The following is a 14589-nucleotide window of genomic DNA, read 5'->3' as shown; positions in this document are numbered from 1 at the left end:
CGGCCCCCAGCGATGAGGAAGTTTGTTTTGCCGTTCCAGAAGCGAACATTTTTTCGGGTCGGTGTCGTCCTGATACTGACCGCCGCATTCCTCGCCGCATGCTTGGACAACGTGGCGGCCCTGGTTCCTGAATCATGGCGCTGGCCTGCCCGTTTCCTGTTGGGCATGGCGGCCACGGCGGGCCTGGCGCGGATCATGCGGCGGCGTATCCGGCGATTTGCGAGCCGGTTGCCGCAGGAGTTGAGCACCCGGGCGGGCTGCGGACCGTCGAAACGCGAAATATACGAAAGCGCGGACAGGGTGCGGGAAAGATATGCGCCGGGTCCGCTCACCGGACCGGACACCGCCCGGTCCGACGAGCAGTTCTCAGCCATCGACCTGTTCGCCCATCTGCTCGTCGACGGCATGCACGTCACCCGCGTCGGTGAGGACGTCCGGGTCACCGGCGACATGCTCGTCAACGACGTCACCATCGAGGTCTCGCTGGAGGCACTGCAACGGCTGCGTCAACTGCCGGACGAGGGCAAGGTCGTCATACCCATCCTGCGTCGCAAGGAGCTGATGCTGGAGAGTTTCGAGGCCCGCGACGGCGCCGACAACCGCCTTGCGCACCTGCCGCAGCACCTCACCGACGGCCTGCTGGCATGGGCGATCAAAGGACTCTTCCAACTCGCCTACGCACCCGACCACGAGCTGACCACGACGCAGAACAGCAAGCTGTACCGCCTCATCGGCCTGATCTGCCGCACCGACATCATCGACCCCGCGGAGTTCGAGGTCGCTTACACGGCGATCGTCGGGAACACCGGAGGGACCGGCGCCGACGATCCCCAGCTCCTGCGCTCGATCTGCGGTTATTTCGCCGGCAACACCGTCTCCGCGGTCGAGGTCGATGTGGCCGAGGCAGAACAGATCTACGTGCGTTTTCAGGACATCACCACGAACAATCGGCTGGCCAGCAGTCACGATCGGCACCGCACGCGACTGGGAATCCGGCCCTACCGGTACCGCATTCCCATCAACCTGGCTTATTACGCGCACATCTACGATCTGAGCGTGACCGGGCACGAATCCCATTTTGTGTTCAAGCACTATTTGGTGGAGTCGGCGGGGCAGACGGTCAACGAGGTGTTGCCCTCACATCTCGCGACCGAACCGGGCATGGGACTCCGGCTGGACCGCAATCAAGGAATTCCGCACACCGGACTTCACATCCGCGGCTTGAACCGGGCGGTGGCACGTAATCTCGAATGCGTCGCGGAATTCGAGGAGATACCTCCCGGCGCCCTGCGCCGCACGCTGGTCATCTCCGCGGTGTGCTCCTTTGTGATGCTCGCGTTCGCCTTTGCCATGCCGAACGCGGTGAGCGACAGCAAAGGCACCGATCTGGCCGCATTGCTGCTGGCGGTGCCCGGCTTCGCCGCAACCCTGGTAGGCATCTCCACCGACCGCGTGCAGCAGTCGTCGCTGACCACTTTCATCGGGCTGGTGGTCTCCGCGTCGATCTCCTTCGCCGCGTCCCTGCTCTACGTTCTGCAGACCTTGTTGTGGCGGGAGTCTCCCCAGCTCCGGTTGTCCATTCTGGGAGTGGTGAAATTGCCATCCGGCGATGTGGTCTGGATGGTTTTTGCCGCCCTCTCGATCTGCACGACGGTTTATCTCACAGTGGAGGGCACTTATCGCATGCACCGCTATCTGGCCGCGCTGCGGCGCCGTCTCACCCCGAGTAACGCGCAAGCCTGAATTTCGTCCGAACCACTGTACGAAAAACGTCGGAAGGATTCCCTTGACAACGCCACTGAACTACCATGAATCCATGGATGTGCGCGGCAGATTGCAACTTGCAGGGACCGCATTCGTCAACAAGGGTGAACCGTCGGCCACGGATATGGCCCACCTGCGCAGAAATCTGACCGACGACCAGAAGCGAACACTCCGCCGCATCGTGGCCCGCGAGGTACGGAGCGGTTTCGGCCCGACGGTCGGCGCGGAGGGCGACGGCTGACGCGACGGGGCCGACGCCTCATCCGGATCTGTCCACTCCCGTCACGGCGGGAGGCCCGTCGTCCCAGAGAGACCACGAGTCCTTGACCGGCAACATCGATTACGTCCCCCGGCACGCCCGCCCGGAGCCTGACCAACTGGGCCGCAAGAATTCGTCCCGGGTTAACAGCGCACCGCGACCTCGGCCGGGTGGACCACACCTGGCTGACAGACCGGCGGCCTTCGAGCAGCCTGAGCCCGCGGCCGATGGCTTCCCACCTCCGGGTGGCGGCCGTGCCTCGCAGGCCGGTGGTTTCCCGCCTCCGAACGACGACAGCGGGGAGATTCACCTGGGTCTTGGATGACAGGCCCACCGACGCGGAGAACTGACGTTTGGCGGCGGGGCGTGGTTGGGTAAACGCGTCGCGCCGTCAGCTTGTGAAAACCGGCACAAGGACCCTCTCACCACCAGAACGTCTTCCCGTCGAGAACGAGGAGCACCCATGATCGAGCCGCACATCACCCTGGACCCGGCCTCGCTGGGCCCGGTCGAAGAAAAACTCCGCGGCCCGCTGGAGGACCAGCTCACCTCGGCGCTCCAGAACGCCACCGACACGGTCAGCCACGACTATGCGGGCGAGCCCGTCGACGACGTGCAGGTCAAGCTCCTGGAGCAGACCCGCGCCGGCCTCCACCCGGACATCGCCGAGGGCTTCAACCCCGACCAGACCGAGCTCCGCCGCGTCGCCGAAGCCATCATCGACGAGAACTGACCACCGCTTCCCCAGCTCACAGCGCGGGTTCGATTCCCGTCACCCGCGCAAACGACGAAGGCCCAGGCCGCCGGCATGATCCGCGACCCGGGCCTTCGTCATGTCTGATCCGTCTTCGACGGGACGGAGGCCGCCCCGATGACCGACTACGCCGATCTTCTGCCCGTCGCGCACCAGGCGGTTGATCTCGCGAGCAGCATCATGCTCAGCATGCAGCCCGGCGTTCTGACCGCCAAGGGTGACCGCGACATGGCCTCCGAGGTCGACTTCGCCGTCGAGAAGCAGGTGCGCGCTTTCCTGGCCGAGCGAACACCGGACATCGCTTTTCTGGGTGAGGAGAACGGGTCGAGCGGCAATACGGATGGGCTGATGTGGGCGCTGGATCCGGTCGACGGCACGGTCAACTTCGTCCATGGGTCGCCACTGTGCGCGATTTCTCTTGGCTTGATCAGTGAGAAGCAATCAGTCCTGGGAGTAATCGACCTGCCATTTCTGGGCAGCCGCTACTCGGCGGCCGCGGGGCACGGCGCCGAGTCCGACGGTCAGCGCATCAGGGCCAGTGGCGTTGGAGACGTCAGCGAAGCCGTTGTGGCGATCGGTGACTACGCCGTCGGGGCCGGCGCTGAGGAGAAGAATGAGCTCCGCTTTGCGCTGACGGGTCGGCTTGCTGCGCGAGTTCAGCGCATCCGCATGCATGGTTCAGCTGCTGTCGATCTGGCCTGGCTGGCTGCCGGGAAGATCGACGCAGTGGTCATGTTGGCCAACAAGCCCTGGGACACCGCGGCCGGAGTTGTCATTGCCAGGGAGGCCGGCGCGCTCACGGTCGACCGTGATGGAACCTCTCACAGCTTCGACGCCCAAGCGACCATTGCTGCCAATCCAGGCCTGTTACCTCTGATTCTTGACCTCATCCGCTGACGAAGCAGCATGCACTCGGTCTCCTGCGTGAGGCTCAGCTCATGCGGGTCAGGGCCGCGCGGACGCGGGCGAGGTCGCGGCGGCGGCGTTCGAGGGTCATGGCCAGGGCTACCAGGAGGAGACCGGCCAGGGCGAGGGGGATCCAGCGCGGCAGCAGGTCCCAGACCAGTACCAGTTCGTGCAGTGCGACCACGGCCAGGACGCCGCCGCCGGCGACCACCGGGGCCTGCAGGCGGGCCCGGGCACCGGCGAGCAGCACGGCGAGCGCGGCCAGGCCCAGCAGCAGCCGGCGCAGTGGCACACCCTCGTCGGTGAGCACAGAGGCCAGGGTGGGCAGCAGCGCCGCCGCCAGTGCCGGACCGTAGGTCACCCAGCTCGACAGACGCTCCTTGCGGCGGGTCAGCCAGCCGATGAGCAGCGCCACCGCGGCGGCCGGCAGTGTGTACGCCTCCACCGTGGCCACCCGTTCGGCGGCGATCAGCAGCCACCACGCAGCGAGTTCGGCGACGGCCGCGGCGATGACGTGTCCACGCCGGACTCGCGGCGTCTCGCCCGGGCGCAGGGCTCGCAGGCCGAGGGCCAGGCCCCAGAAGGTGAAGATCGCGGCGGAGTGCCGGATCGAGCCGGTGGTGAACAGCAGGGCGACAAACGCGCCTGCATGCGCCGCTGCCTGCACCGCCTTGGCCTCGAATGTCCGGCGGAAGGCCAGCGCCGTACCCAGGACGAACACCACGAAAGCGGCGCCCAGCACGGCGAAGGCCGCGGTCGGCAGCGGCAGCTCGGCCGAGCGCGCGGCGGTGAAGGCGAAGGCCAGGACGGCCGTGGCGGCGAAGAGCCAGCCCGTCACCCGGGCTGCCAGGAACCGCCCGGACACACCGGCCACGCCGCCGGCGACCACACACAGCGCGAGGGCGGCCAGGGTGGCGCCCTGGGTGGCCAGCGCGCCGGCCAGCCCGGCACCTGTCAGTGCGGCGCCCGTCAGGAGAACACCGGCGCGGGCAGCCCCGAACCCGCCCGCGCCGAAGAAGGAAGGCCTCCGCGCGCCGGGCTCGGAAGGCGTGGCGGCGGTGAAGTGAGTGGCGCGCAGAAGGGCGACGGCAAGCAGGCCGGCAAGGCCGATGACCAGGCTTTCGGCCGGGACGCCGGGCCAGGGCACGCCGGTCACCGCGAAGCCGGTCGACATGAGTACGGCCAGGACCGGTGCGACCGCCCACACCGCCGCGCGGCGGCCGAAAGAGGTCTGGACCGCGATGACGACAGCCACGGCGAAGACGCCCAGGGCCGCCACGTCCGCGGTGGCCACCGTCCCGACTCCGGTGCCGGAGGGTACGCCGGACCAGGCCTTGCCCAGCCAGGCGTACGGGCGCACGAGCACCGCGTACAGGCTGGGAGCGATGGTGGTGATCAGCACGAGGCCGAGGGGTAGCGCGGCCAGGCGGGCCCAGATGGTGGTGGAGACGGTGAGGGCGACCAGCAGCAGGCCGGTCGCGGCGTAGATCGCGGGCGAGTCACCCGACGCCATCGCCCAGGCGGGTGCCGACACCACACCCAGCAGCGCCGCCACCAGCGCGAACGGTCGGTAACCGCGTCCGCCGAGGTGCACCGCGCCGACCAGCAGCGCCGCGGCGGCGAGGGCCACACGGCTCTGCACCGCGGCCGACAGCGACAGCGCCGCCGCACCCTGCCACGCCGCGGCCGGCACGGCGAGCAGGCCGATCACCAGCGCCACTCCCCCGAGCACCCGGGAACCGCGCCGGGCGGCGTAGGCGGTGGCGAGGCCGAGGAGGGCGACGGCGGTCAGGGTCGCGCAGGCGACGGCCGGGCGCTGGAAGGCGAGCGCCACCGCGTGGGTGGTGAGGAGGGCCGCAACCACGGCCGGCCAGATCGGTGTGGCTCGCAGGGCCAGCGCCAGCGCCGCCGCGACCACAACCAGGTCGAAGCCGGGCGCGGTCCACCAGAGCAGATCAAAACTGCCGGGAGCAGTGGCGGCCAGCAGCGCGGCCCCACCGAGCACCGTGTGCAGTTGCAGGCCGCGCGGCACCAGGACGACCACGGCCGCGGTGACCAGCACGATCACCGCCGGCAGCCGCCAGTCCGAGGAGCCCGCAACCGTGAACACGAAGGCAGCGAAGGCAGCGACACCCGAGACGACCAGCGCGCCGATCCACGGTCCGCGACGCACCTTTACGGGAAGCACCCGGACCGCCACGGCGAGGACGGTGACCACCGCGGCGGCCAGCACCGGCGAAAGGAAGCCTGCGAAGGTGCTGACCCAGACAGCCGCCAGGCCCACCGCGACCACGAACTGGCCACCGGCGAGATCCTGCGCCAGGCGCAGGCGCGACAGGATCGCGCCCGCCAGGACAGCGCCCGACGCCGTGACCAGGGCGGCCGCGCCGAGGCCGGCGTCCAGCGTGGTGTCGGCAGCAGCCAGAGCGGTCAGCGCCGAGAGACCGGCGATGATCACCGCAACCCCACCGAGCCCGTACGCGGTGACGCCGAGCGGGGTCAGGGCCGAGCGGCGCAGGTGGATGATCACGAGGTTGAGGACGGCGACCGCGGTGAACGCGAACGACCAGCCCGCCGCGTCCGGGTGGAACGGTACGGCCAGCAGCGGGAGCACCGGCTGCGCCACGAGCAGCGCGGCGAACCGCGGTCCGGTCAGGCCGGTCACGTGCTCGTAGCCGGCGGCGATCGCGGCGGTCACCGCGCACACCGCACCGGCGTACCCGGCGACCGAGTAGTCGGCGACACCGAACAGGTTGACGTACCAGGCCGCGTACCCGTCGAGGAGGACGAGGAGCAGGCCGATCGCGGCGAACGTCTCGGCGGTCCCGCGCAGGTCGCGCCGCAGGGCGAGGTGCGGGACCGTCAGGGCCGCGGCGGTGAACGCGAGCAGCAGCAGCGCCCGGCCGCCGACGCCGAACTGTGCCCAGGCGACCGCGGTGAAGACGATCGCCGCGACACCGAGCAGCAGACCACCGAGCACGAAGAGCACGTTCTGGACGAGCTTGGTCGACGTTTCGGTGGTGCGAGGTGCCGGAGCCGGACCGGCCAAGGCTGGGACCGGGACAGCCAGCGACGCGCGGATGCGGGCCACCGCGGCCTCGCGCAGCTGCCAGGCCCGCCGCAGCGCCGCGTCGGCGGCCGCGAACGCCTCCCGTGCGGACGCCACCCGGGCGGTGAGCACCGGGATCTCCGCGTCGAGGCGGACAACCTCGGCGGCGTCGGCGTCCGGGCCACGGCCGCAGCCGGGGCAGCCGGTGGTCAGGTTCGCCGGGGTACGGCAGGACGGGCACGGGTACGAGGTCACGCCGTTGATCCTCGTCGTGCGGCGCGGGCGGCTCCTGAGTCCGCGTACCTAGGTGGCGCCGGTCAGGTGCTCAGCGGCCGTTGAAGTCGGCGATCGCCCGCTCCCAGCGCACCAGCCCGGGCTCGACCTGGTCCCACGGCCCCGACGGCAGCCAGGACGACGCGCGGTGCACACCGGCGTTCGCGAGCTGCTCGAGGACCTTCGGGTCCGGTGGCACGCTCAGCACCTGGACCTGGATCGGGCGGTCCGCGCGGGCCTCCAGCTCGGCGATGCGCTCGAAGAGGTCCCGGTCGTGCCACTGCGGGAACCAGCCGTCGGCCCAGGCCAGGACGCGGTCGAGCACGGTCGGGCCACCCCCGCCGATCAGGACGGGCGGCCACGGGTTCTGCACCGGTTTCGGCCACGACCAGATCCGGTCGAAGTTCACGAACCGGCCCGCGTACGAGGCCTCGTCCTGGCTCCAGATCGCCTGCATCGCCTGGACACGGTCGGAGAGCAGGGCTATCCGGGTACGCGGGTCGGTGCCGTGGTTGGCCATCTCCTCACGGTTCCAGCCGGCGCCGACACCGAAGTCGAGGCGCCCGCCCGAGAGGTGGTCGATGCTGGCGACCTCCTTGGCGGTGATGATCGGGTCGCGTTCGACGACCAGGCAGACACCGCTGCCGACCCGCAGTGTCGTGGTGGCCGCCGCGGCCGCGGTCAGCGCCACGAACAGGTCGTAGGTGTGCCAGTACTTGCGGGGCAGCTCACGGCTGCCGTCACCCCACGGGGAGTCCCGCGACGCCGGGATGTGGGTGTGCTCGGCGAAGTACAGCGCGGACTGGCCGCGTTCCTCGACGTGCCGGGCGAGCGCTCCGGGGCCGATGCCGTCGTGGGTGGGGAAGTAGCCGACACCGAAGTCCATCCCGGGCGCTCCTATCGATGCAGGGTCAGGATCAGATCTACCACGAGCGCGGTCCAGCCGGTCTGGTGCCAGGCGCCCAGACCGGCGCCGTTGTCACCGTGGAAGTACTCCGGGAACGCGATCAGGTCCTTCCAGTCCGGGTGGTTCTGGAAGACCTCCGAGGCGCCGTAGATCGGCCGGCGACCCCACGAGTCAGGCACGAAGAGTGAGATCAGCCGCCGGGACAGGTCGTCGGCGACCGCGCTCAACGGCATCTTGGTCTGCGAACCGGTCGGGTACTCCACCATCAAGTCGGGGCCGAAGAACGCCGCGAACTCCCGCAACGCCTCGATGAGCAGGTAGTTGACCGGCATCCAGACCGGGCCACGCCAGTTGGAGTTGCCGCCGAACAGCCCGCTGGTGCTCTCGGCCGGTTCGTAACCGACGGTGAAGTCCGAGCCGCCCAGCGACACCGTGAACGGCTTCTCCAGATGCGCGCGGGAGAGGGTCCTCAGGCCGTACGGGGAAAGGAACTCCTCGGGGTCGAGCATCCGGGCCAGGATCCGCAGCAGCTGGTCCTGACCGACCATGGACAGCAGCCGCTGCTGGCGGCCGTCGGGCGAGAGCCGGCGGGCGCTGATGACATCGGCGTACTCGGCCTGGTTGGACAGCAGCCAGCGCAACCGCGCGCTCAGCTCGGGCAGGCGGTTCAGGGTGCCGGCGCTGAGCCGGGTCGTCGCGGCCAGCGGCAGCAGACCCACGATCGAGCGTGCCTTGAGCGGCATCTTGTGCCCGTCGGGCATCCGCAGCACGTCGTAGAAGAAACAGTCCTCGTCGTCCCAGAGCCCCTGCCGGTACGCCGCCTCGGCGATGTACGCGAAGTGCTCGAAGAACTTCGTCGCCATGTCCTCGTAGGCGCGGTCGTGCAGGGCCAGGCGGATCGACATGTCGAGCAGGTTGAGGGCGTACATCGCCATCCACCCGGTGCCGTCGGACTGCTCGAGCACACCGGCCACGGGCAGCGCCGCCGACCGGTCGAACGGGCCGACATTGTCCAGGCCGAGGAAGCCGCCCTCGAAGACGTTGTTGCCGCCGACGTCCTTGCGGTTGACCCACCAGGTGAAGTTCAGCAGCAGCTTGTGCATGATCCGGGCGAGGAAGTCGTGGTCGCGGCCGCCGTCGATCTCGAACACCTGCAGCGCGGCCCAGGCATGCACCGGCGGGTTCACATCCCCGAACGCCCACTCGTACGCGGGGATCTGCCCGTTGGGGTGCATGTACCACTCCCGCAGCAACAGCAGCAGCTGCGCCTTGGCGAACCCGGGATCGACCCGGGCGATCGAGACACAGTGGAACGCCAGGTCCCACGCGGCGTACCAGGGGTACTCCCAGGGGTCCGGCATCGAGATGACGTCGAAGCTGTTCATGTGCCACCAGGCGTTGTTGCGCCCGTACCGGCGGCCCGGCGGCGGAGGCGCCGAACCCGGATCGCCCTGCAGCCACTGCTTGACGTCGAAGTGGTAGAACTGCTTGGCCCACATCAGCCCGGCGATCCCCTGCCGGGCGACGGCCGCCTCCTCCGCGGACGCGGCGGCCGGGATCAGCTCGGCGAAGTAGGCGTCGGCCTCGTCCTCCCGCGCGCGCACGACGGCGGCGAAGTCGTCACCGAGGTCGAGCGTGGCCGCCTCGTCCGACCGGGTCAGGCGCAGCCGGATCTGCCGCGTCTCCCCCGGGCCCAGCGTCAGCTCGTAGTGCAGCGCACCCTTGGTGCCCACCCCGGCCGGATTCACCGTCGGGGCACCGGCGATCAGATGGTCGTTGATGCCGTCCTTCGGGTACAGGCTGGTGCCCGGCAGACCCCAGAGCCGCTGCGAGTTGGTCTCGTTGTCGCACAGCAGCGCGGGCGGTTCACCCTCACCCTCGAGCGTGATGTGCCCCAGGCTGCGGTGCTCCCCCGCCAGCTTCCCGGCCGACCCCTCGATCACGGGTACGGGCCGGTTGGGCAGCCCCCACGACCAGGTGTTGCGGAACCACAACGACGGCAGCACATGCAGGGTCGCCTCGTCCGGGCCCCGGTTCGAGACGGTCACCACGATGCACATGTCGTCGACGTCGGCCTTGGCGTAATCGACGGTCACGGCCCAGAACCGGTCCTCGTCGAAGATCCCGGTGTCGATCAGCTCGTACTCGGGCTCCTCGCGCGAGCGGTGCCCGTTGACCCGTACCAGTTCGTCGTACGGGAAGGCGGCCTGCGGGTAGTGGTAGCGCCAGCGCATCCACGAGTGGGTCGGCGTCGAGTCCTGGTACCACCAGTACTCCTTGGCGTCCTCGCCGTGGTTGCCGCCGTCACCGCCGAGCCCGAACATCCGCTCCTTGAGGATCGGATCGCTGCCGTTCCACAACGCCAGGGCAAAACAAAAAGTCTGCCGGTCGTCGCAGACTCCCGCCATCCCGTCGTCGTTCCACCGGTACGCCCGGGAGCGTGCGTGATCGTGCGGGAAGTAGTCCCAGGCGGTGCCGTGCTCGCTGTAGTCCTCCCGGACCGTGCCCCAGGCCCGCTCCGCGAGGTAGGGACCCCAGGCGCGCCACGGCCGCTCCCCCGAGTCGGCCTGCGCCAGGCGCTCGCGTTCCGCCACGCCGTCGCCCACCTCCCTCGTCCGCCCCGACAACTCGTCCGCTCCGACATCTGGAATTGTTACTGGCAGGTGTTACGAACACTAACGGAGGCCGCCGCGGATGATCGCCGAGGTTCTGCTCTGTCTCACGGCCGGGCTGGTCATCTCGATCATCACCACCCCGGTCGGCGTGTCCGGAGCGGTGTTTCTGCTCCCCGTCCAGCTGAGCCTGCTCGGTGTGCCCAACCCCGCCGTCACCCCGACCAACCTGCTGTTCAACGTGGTGGCGGGCCCCGGCGCGCTGCTGCGCTACCGGCGGCGCGGAAACCTCGCGAGCCCGCTGACCAAGCTCCTGCTGCTCGGCACCCTGCCCGGCGTGGTCGTCGGGGCGGTCGCCCGCGTCTTCGCCGTACCGGGACCCGATGTGTTCCGGCTCATCGTGGCCGTGCTGCTGCTCCCGCTGGGTTTGTGGCTCTGCCTGCGTACCGGGAAACCCGCAGCCCGGCCCCCGATGTCCCGGCGGACGATCACCGGCCTGGCGCTCGGGGTGGGGGTGATCGGTGGCATCTACGGCATCGGCGGCGGCTCGATCCTCGGCCCGGTCCTGGTCGGCCGCGGCCTGCCGGTGCCGGTGGTGGCACCGGCCGCGCTGGCCTCGACCTTCGTGACCTCCGTGGCCGGGGCGGTGACGTTCGCGCTGCTCGCCCTGACCGGACGCGGCGACATCGCGCCGGACTGGTCGGTCGGCATCCTGTGCGGCGTCGGCGGGCTGATCGGCGGCTATCTCGGGGCGCATCTGCAGCCGCGGCTGCCCGAGCGTGGGCTGCGGCTGGTGCTCGGCGGGCTGGCGGTGGCCCTGGCCGTCGTCTACGCCATCCAGGCCACCCTCCGCTTGACCTGACTCCGTGCGGTCGGCACTCAGGTCACCCGGAACACCGGCCACCCGATCTCGGTGCGCCACGCGGCCGGATCGCCGGTGTCCCGAGGTCCGACGAGATAGACCTCGCGCACGGGCCCCGCCACCGACATCGCGTTCCCCACGACCCAGGCACCGAGCTCGCCGTAGGTGACCTCGACGCCGTCGTGCTCGCCGATGTGGGTGGCCACCGCCAGTTCCGCGGCGGGCAGGGTCACGGCGTGCACCCTCCCGGTACGCGGCGGAGCAGCCGTCGGCAGGTAGACCAGCACGTGACCGCGGCCCTGCTCGAACAGAGAGTTGTCGTAGCTGCCACCCGGCGGACCGGTCACCGCGTCACCGACGGCCACCTCCAGCTCGGCCATCGCACCCGCGAACCAGGCGTCGACCTCGCCCTCGTCGACCACGGCCGCCACCGCCGCAACCGTGCGGGCGGGCTCGGCACGCAGCTCCACCTCGATCGGCGACGGGTCGGGCCGGAGCAGGCGGCGCAGCGACGTGACCGCGGCCCGGGTGCGGTCGAGCTCGGCCTCCAGGCGTTGGAGGTGGCCGGCGACCAGGGTCGCGCGGACACCGGGGTCCGGGGCCCGCAGGATCCGCTGCACGTCGCCCAGGGGGACGTCGAGTTCGCGGAGCCGGTGAATGACCTGGGCGGTCGGAATCTGCTCGACGGTGTAGTAGCGGTAGCCGGAGGACTCGTCCACCACGGCGGGTTCCAGCAGGGCACCCTCGTGGTACCGGCGCAGGGTCCGCACGCTGAGGTGGGTCAGGCGCGAGAACTCCCCGATTGTCAGCATCCCCGCAGTCTGGAGGCTCTCCCCGGGGGAGAGTCCAGCGCTTGACCCTCCTGGGCAGCGAGGCCACACGGTGGGTTCATGACAAACGATTCACTCCCGACCACCGTCCGCGGTTTCCTCACCGCTCACATCGCCGGCGACGCCGACACGGCATCGTCATTCTTCGCCGAGGACGCGGTGGCCGTCGATCAGGGCGAGTCCTTCCGCGGCCGAGAGCAGATCCACGCGTTCCTGCGGGACGGCGGCTCCGAGTTCGAATACACGACCGAGCAGATCGGTGCCGCCCACATCGACGACGACCACTGGGTGGTGACCCTGCGGCTCGAGGGCACCTTCCCGGGCGGCGTCGCCGACCTCGACTACCGGTTCACGATCCGCGAGGACGTCGTCACCGAACTCGTCATCGCCAACCACGGATCCTGACATGCCGATCGTCGGAGGAGAAAAAATGCCCACCTCGGATCGCGATCGTCTCGACGGACGCCGCGCACTGGTCACGGGCGGATCGAAGGGCTCGGGCAAGGCCGTCGTCGAAAGACTGCGGGAGATGGGCGCCGACGTTTACGCGACGGCCCGGACGATGCCCGAGGGGTACGAGCACCCCGACCGTTTCATCGAGGCCGACACCTCGACGGTCGAGGGTGCCAAGACGGTGGCCGACCGGATCGCCGAGACCGGCGGCGCACTGGACATCCTGGTGCACGTCGTCGGAGGCGCCTCGACGCCGTCCGGCGGTTTTGCGATCATCACCGACGAACAATGGATGATCGAGCTGAACCTGAACCTCCTAGGAGCGGTACGGCTCGATCGAGCCCTCCTCCCGGCGATGATCAAGTCCGGGTCGGCGGTCGTGCTGCACTTCACCTCGATCCAGCGCGAACTTCCCCAGTACGAGGCGTCGCTGGCCTACGCGGCCGCCAAAGCCGCGTTGCGCACTTACAGCAAGGGGCTCGCCAACGAGCTCGCCCCGCGCGGTGTCCGCGTCAACGCGATCAGCCCCGGCGGGATCGAGACGGAGGCCTACGAAAGGTTCGTCGACCGGATCGCCGAGGGCAACGGGATCAGCCGCGAACAAGCGAAGCAGAGCATCTACGACTCGCTCGGAGGCGTACCGCTGGGACGGTTCGCCAACACCGAGGAGATCGCCGACCTGGTCGGATTCCTGGTCTCGGACCGCGCCTCGGCCATCGTGGGCGCCGAGTACGTGATCGACGGCGGAACGGTCCCGACCGTGTGACCGTGTGACCGGCGGCTCAGTGGGCGGCGGGCTCGGCCGCGACGGGCCCGGCCGGCGGCGGGCTCGGCCGGCGACGGGCCCGGCGGCGTTGGGCTCGGCCGGCGACGGGCCCGGCGGCGTTGGGCTCGGCCGGCGGCGGGCCCGGCCGGCGGCGGGCTCAGTGGGCGGCGGCGATGACTCTGGTCAGGGCGGCGTGGAGGGTGCGGAGCTCTTCGAGGGGCATGCCGAGGCGCTCGACCACCGCCGGCGGGATCTTCAGTGCTTCCTCGCGGAGCGCCTGGCCCGCGGGGGTGAGCGTGACGGCGAGACTGCGCTCGTCCGCGGTGTCCCGCTCCCGGCGCAGGTAACCGATCGCCTCCAGCCGCTTGAGCAGCGGAGACAGCGTGCCGGGGTCCAGCTGCAGCAGGCGGCTGAGCTCCCGCACCGACAGCGGCGCGTGCTCCCACAGGGCGAGCATGACGAGATATTGCGGGTGGGTCAGCCCCATCGGCTCCAGCAGCGGCCGATAGACCGCAACAACCCCGCGGGCCGCCACGGACAGCGCGAAGCAGACCTGCTCCTCCAGCGCCAAGGGGTCACTCATGCTGTCCACCGTACAACGGTTGCAGGCCAACAATTGGTACACCAACGACCCGGCGCTAAGGTCGCGGCGTGCCTGCATCTGACTACGTGAAGGGCCTGCGCGCCCGGGTCGGCCACGACCTGATCATGTTCCCCACCGTCAGCGCCATCGTCCTCAACGACCGGGGCGAGATCCTCCTCGGCCAGCGCAGCGACAACCACCAGTGGTCGGTCATCGCCGGCATGATGGACCCCGGCGAACAACCCGCCGACGCCCTCGTCCGCGAGGTCGAAGAGGAAACCGGCGTCCAGGTCACCATCGAACGCCTGGCCGGCGTGGCCCTCCACGAAGTCACCTACGTGAACGGCGACCGCTGCCACATGGTCAACACCTGGTTCCGCTGCCGCGCGATCGGCGGCGAAGCCCGCGTCAACGACTCCGAATCGATCGCGGTGGGCTGGTTCGCCCCGGACGCCCTGCCAGAAATGAACGCGTTCGCCCTGGTCCGGATCCGCACGTCCCTGGAGGAGAACGCGCCGGCCTGGTTCGCCCAGCCCGGCGAAGAACTCCTCACCGGCATCTAGCTCTAGCG

Annotated in this window: 13 protein-coding genes; 8 read left to right on the top strand and 5 right to left on the bottom strand. The window is 69.8% G+C overall.

Going from position 1 to position 14589, the window contains the following annotated elements:
* The first annotated feature begins 27 nt into the window (after positions 1-27).
* The 4 genes from AFR_RS11485 to AFR_RS11475 all read left to right on the top strand — a co-directional run bounded on the left by AFR_RS11485 (position 28) and on the right by AFR_RS11475 (position 3674).
* On the top strand, positions 28-1743 hold the full coding sequence (locus tag AFR_RS11485) for a DUF998 domain-containing protein (RefSeq protein ID WP_148307927.1): 1716 nt from the start codon (positions 28-30) through the stop codon (positions 1741-1743).
* 73 nt (positions 1744-1816) lie between these two features.
* The gene (locus AFR_RS46035) at positions 1817-2005 is read left to right on the top strand and encodes a hypothetical protein (protein WP_148307926.1); all 189 of its coding nucleotides are present in this window, start codon (positions 1817-1819) and stop codon (positions 2003-2005) included.
* A gap of 481 nt (positions 2006-2486) precedes the next feature.
* Positions 2487-2756, top strand: a complete 270-nt coding sequence (locus tag AFR_RS11480; RefSeq protein WP_023360550.1) for a hypothetical protein — start codon at positions 2487-2489, stop codon at positions 2754-2756.
* A 138-nt stretch (positions 2757-2894) separates the two neighbouring features.
* Positions 2895-3674, top strand: coding sequence for an inositol monophosphatase family protein (locus AFR_RS11475; RefSeq protein WP_023360549.1), 780 nt, complete (start codon positions 2895-2897; stop codon positions 3672-3674).
* Between the two features lie 34 nt (positions 3675-3708).
* On the opposite strand, the gene AFR_RS11470 is transcribed toward AFR_RS11475, so the two are convergent.
* The 3 genes from AFR_RS11470 to AFR_RS11460 form a co-directional block, all read right to left on the bottom strand.
* Positions 3709-6987, bottom strand: coding sequence for an SCO7613 C-terminal domain-containing membrane protein (locus AFR_RS11470; RefSeq protein ID WP_023360547.1), 3279 nt, complete (start codon positions 6985-6987; stop codon positions 3709-3711).
* A 70-nt stretch (positions 6988-7057) separates the two neighbouring features.
* Complete coding sequence (locus AFR_RS11465) at positions 7058-7891, bottom strand: LLM class F420-dependent oxidoreductase (RefSeq protein ID WP_023360546.1); 834 nt, start codon at positions 7889-7891, stop codon at positions 7058-7060.
* 11 nt (positions 7892-7902) lie between these two features.
* A complete protein-coding gene (locus AFR_RS11460; protein WP_041842034.1) occupies positions 7903-10506 on the bottom strand; it encodes an MGH1-like glycoside hydrolase domain-containing protein in 2604 nt (867 codons plus the stop codon).
* 100 nt (positions 10507-10606) lie between these two features.
* Here AFR_RS11460 and AFR_RS11455 point away from each other — a divergent pair, with 100 nt between their 5' ends.
* Positions 10607-11386, top strand: a complete 780-nt coding sequence (locus tag AFR_RS11455; RefSeq protein ID WP_023360543.1) for a sulfite exporter TauE/SafE family protein — start codon at positions 10607-10609, stop codon at positions 11384-11386.
* A gap of 17 nt (positions 11387-11403) precedes the next feature.
* Here AFR_RS11455 and AFR_RS11450 read toward each other — a convergent pair whose 3' ends face one another.
* A complete protein-coding gene (locus tag AFR_RS11450; RefSeq protein WP_023360541.1) occupies positions 11404-12198 on the bottom strand; it encodes a MerR family transcriptional regulator in 795 nt (264 codons plus the stop codon).
* Positions 12199-12276: 78 nt separating this feature from the next.
* On the opposite strand from AFR_RS11450, the gene AFR_RS11445 reads away from it, so the two are divergent.
* The gene (locus AFR_RS11445; RefSeq protein WP_023360539.1) at positions 12277-12621 is read left to right on the top strand and encodes a nuclear transport factor 2 family protein; all 345 of its coding nucleotides are present in this window, start codon (positions 12277-12279) and stop codon (positions 12619-12621) included.
* Between the two features lie 25 nt (positions 12622-12646).
* Positions 12647-13435 (top strand): SDR family oxidoreductase, encoded by a 789-nt coding sequence (locus tag AFR_RS11440; protein WP_023360537.1) that lies wholly within the window; start codon positions 12647-12649, stop codon positions 13433-13435.
* Between the two features lie 157 nt (positions 13436-13592).
* Here the strand turns inward: AFR_RS11440 and AFR_RS11435 are convergent, their stop codons facing one another.
* The gene (locus tag AFR_RS11435) at positions 13593-14018 is read right to left on the bottom strand and encodes a MarR family winged helix-turn-helix transcriptional regulator (RefSeq protein WP_041842032.1); all 426 of its coding nucleotides are present in this window, start codon (positions 14016-14018) and stop codon (positions 13593-13595) included.
* A gap of 68 nt (positions 14019-14086) precedes the next feature.
* Here AFR_RS11435 and AFR_RS11430 point away from each other — a divergent pair, with 68 nt between their 5' ends.
* Entirely contained in the window at positions 14087-14581 is a 495-nt protein-coding gene (locus AFR_RS11430; RefSeq protein ID WP_041840793.1) for an NUDIX hydrolase, read from the top strand.
* Positions 14582-14589 lie beyond the last annotated feature (8 nt).

This window comes from Amorphoplanes friuliensis DSM 7358 (assembly GCF_000494755.1).
Classification (GTDB): Bacteria; Actinomycetota; Actinomycetes; order Mycobacteriales; family Micromonosporaceae; genus Actinoplanes; species Actinoplanes friuliensis.
Note: the sequence above shows the minus strand (reverse complement) of the source record. Positions and strands in the feature narration are given on the sequence as shown.

Excerpts from the sequence above, each read along its gene's own strand:
- AFR_RS11450 (WP_023360541.1), bottom strand. The coding sequence starts at position 12,198 with ATGCTGACAATCGGGGAGTTCTCGCGCCTGACCCACCTCAGCGTGCGG.
- AFR_RS11445 (WP_023360539.1), top strand. The coding sequence starts at position 12,277 with ATGACAAACGATTCACTCCCGACCACCGTCCGCGGTTTCCTCACCGCT.
- AFR_RS11440 (WP_023360537.1), top strand. The coding sequence starts at position 12,647 with ATGCCCACCTCGGATCGCGATCGTCTCGACGGACGCCGCGCACTGGTC.
- AFR_RS11475 (WP_023360549.1), top strand. The coding sequence starts at position 2,895 with ATGACCGACTACGCCGATCTTCTGCCCGTCGCGCACCAGGCGGTTGAT.
- AFR_RS11480 (WP_023360550.1), top strand. The coding sequence starts at position 2,487 with ATGATCGAGCCGCACATCACCCTGGACCCGGCCTCGCTGGGCCCGGTC.
- AFR_RS11465 (WP_023360546.1), bottom strand. The coding sequence starts at position 7,891 with ATGGACTTCGGTGTCGGCTACTTCCCCACCCACGACGGCATCGGCCCC.
- AFR_RS11455 (WP_023360543.1), top strand. The coding sequence starts at position 10,607 with ATGATCGCCGAGGTTCTGCTCTGTCTCACGGCCGGGCTGGTCATCTCG.
- AFR_RS46035 (WP_148307926.1), top strand. The coding sequence starts at position 1,817 with ATGGATGTGCGCGGCAGATTGCAACTTGCAGGGACCGCATTCGTCAAC.
- AFR_RS11435 (WP_041842032.1), bottom strand. The coding sequence starts at position 14,018 with ATGAGTGACCCCTTGGCGCTGGAGGAGCAGGTCTGCTTCGCGCTGTCC.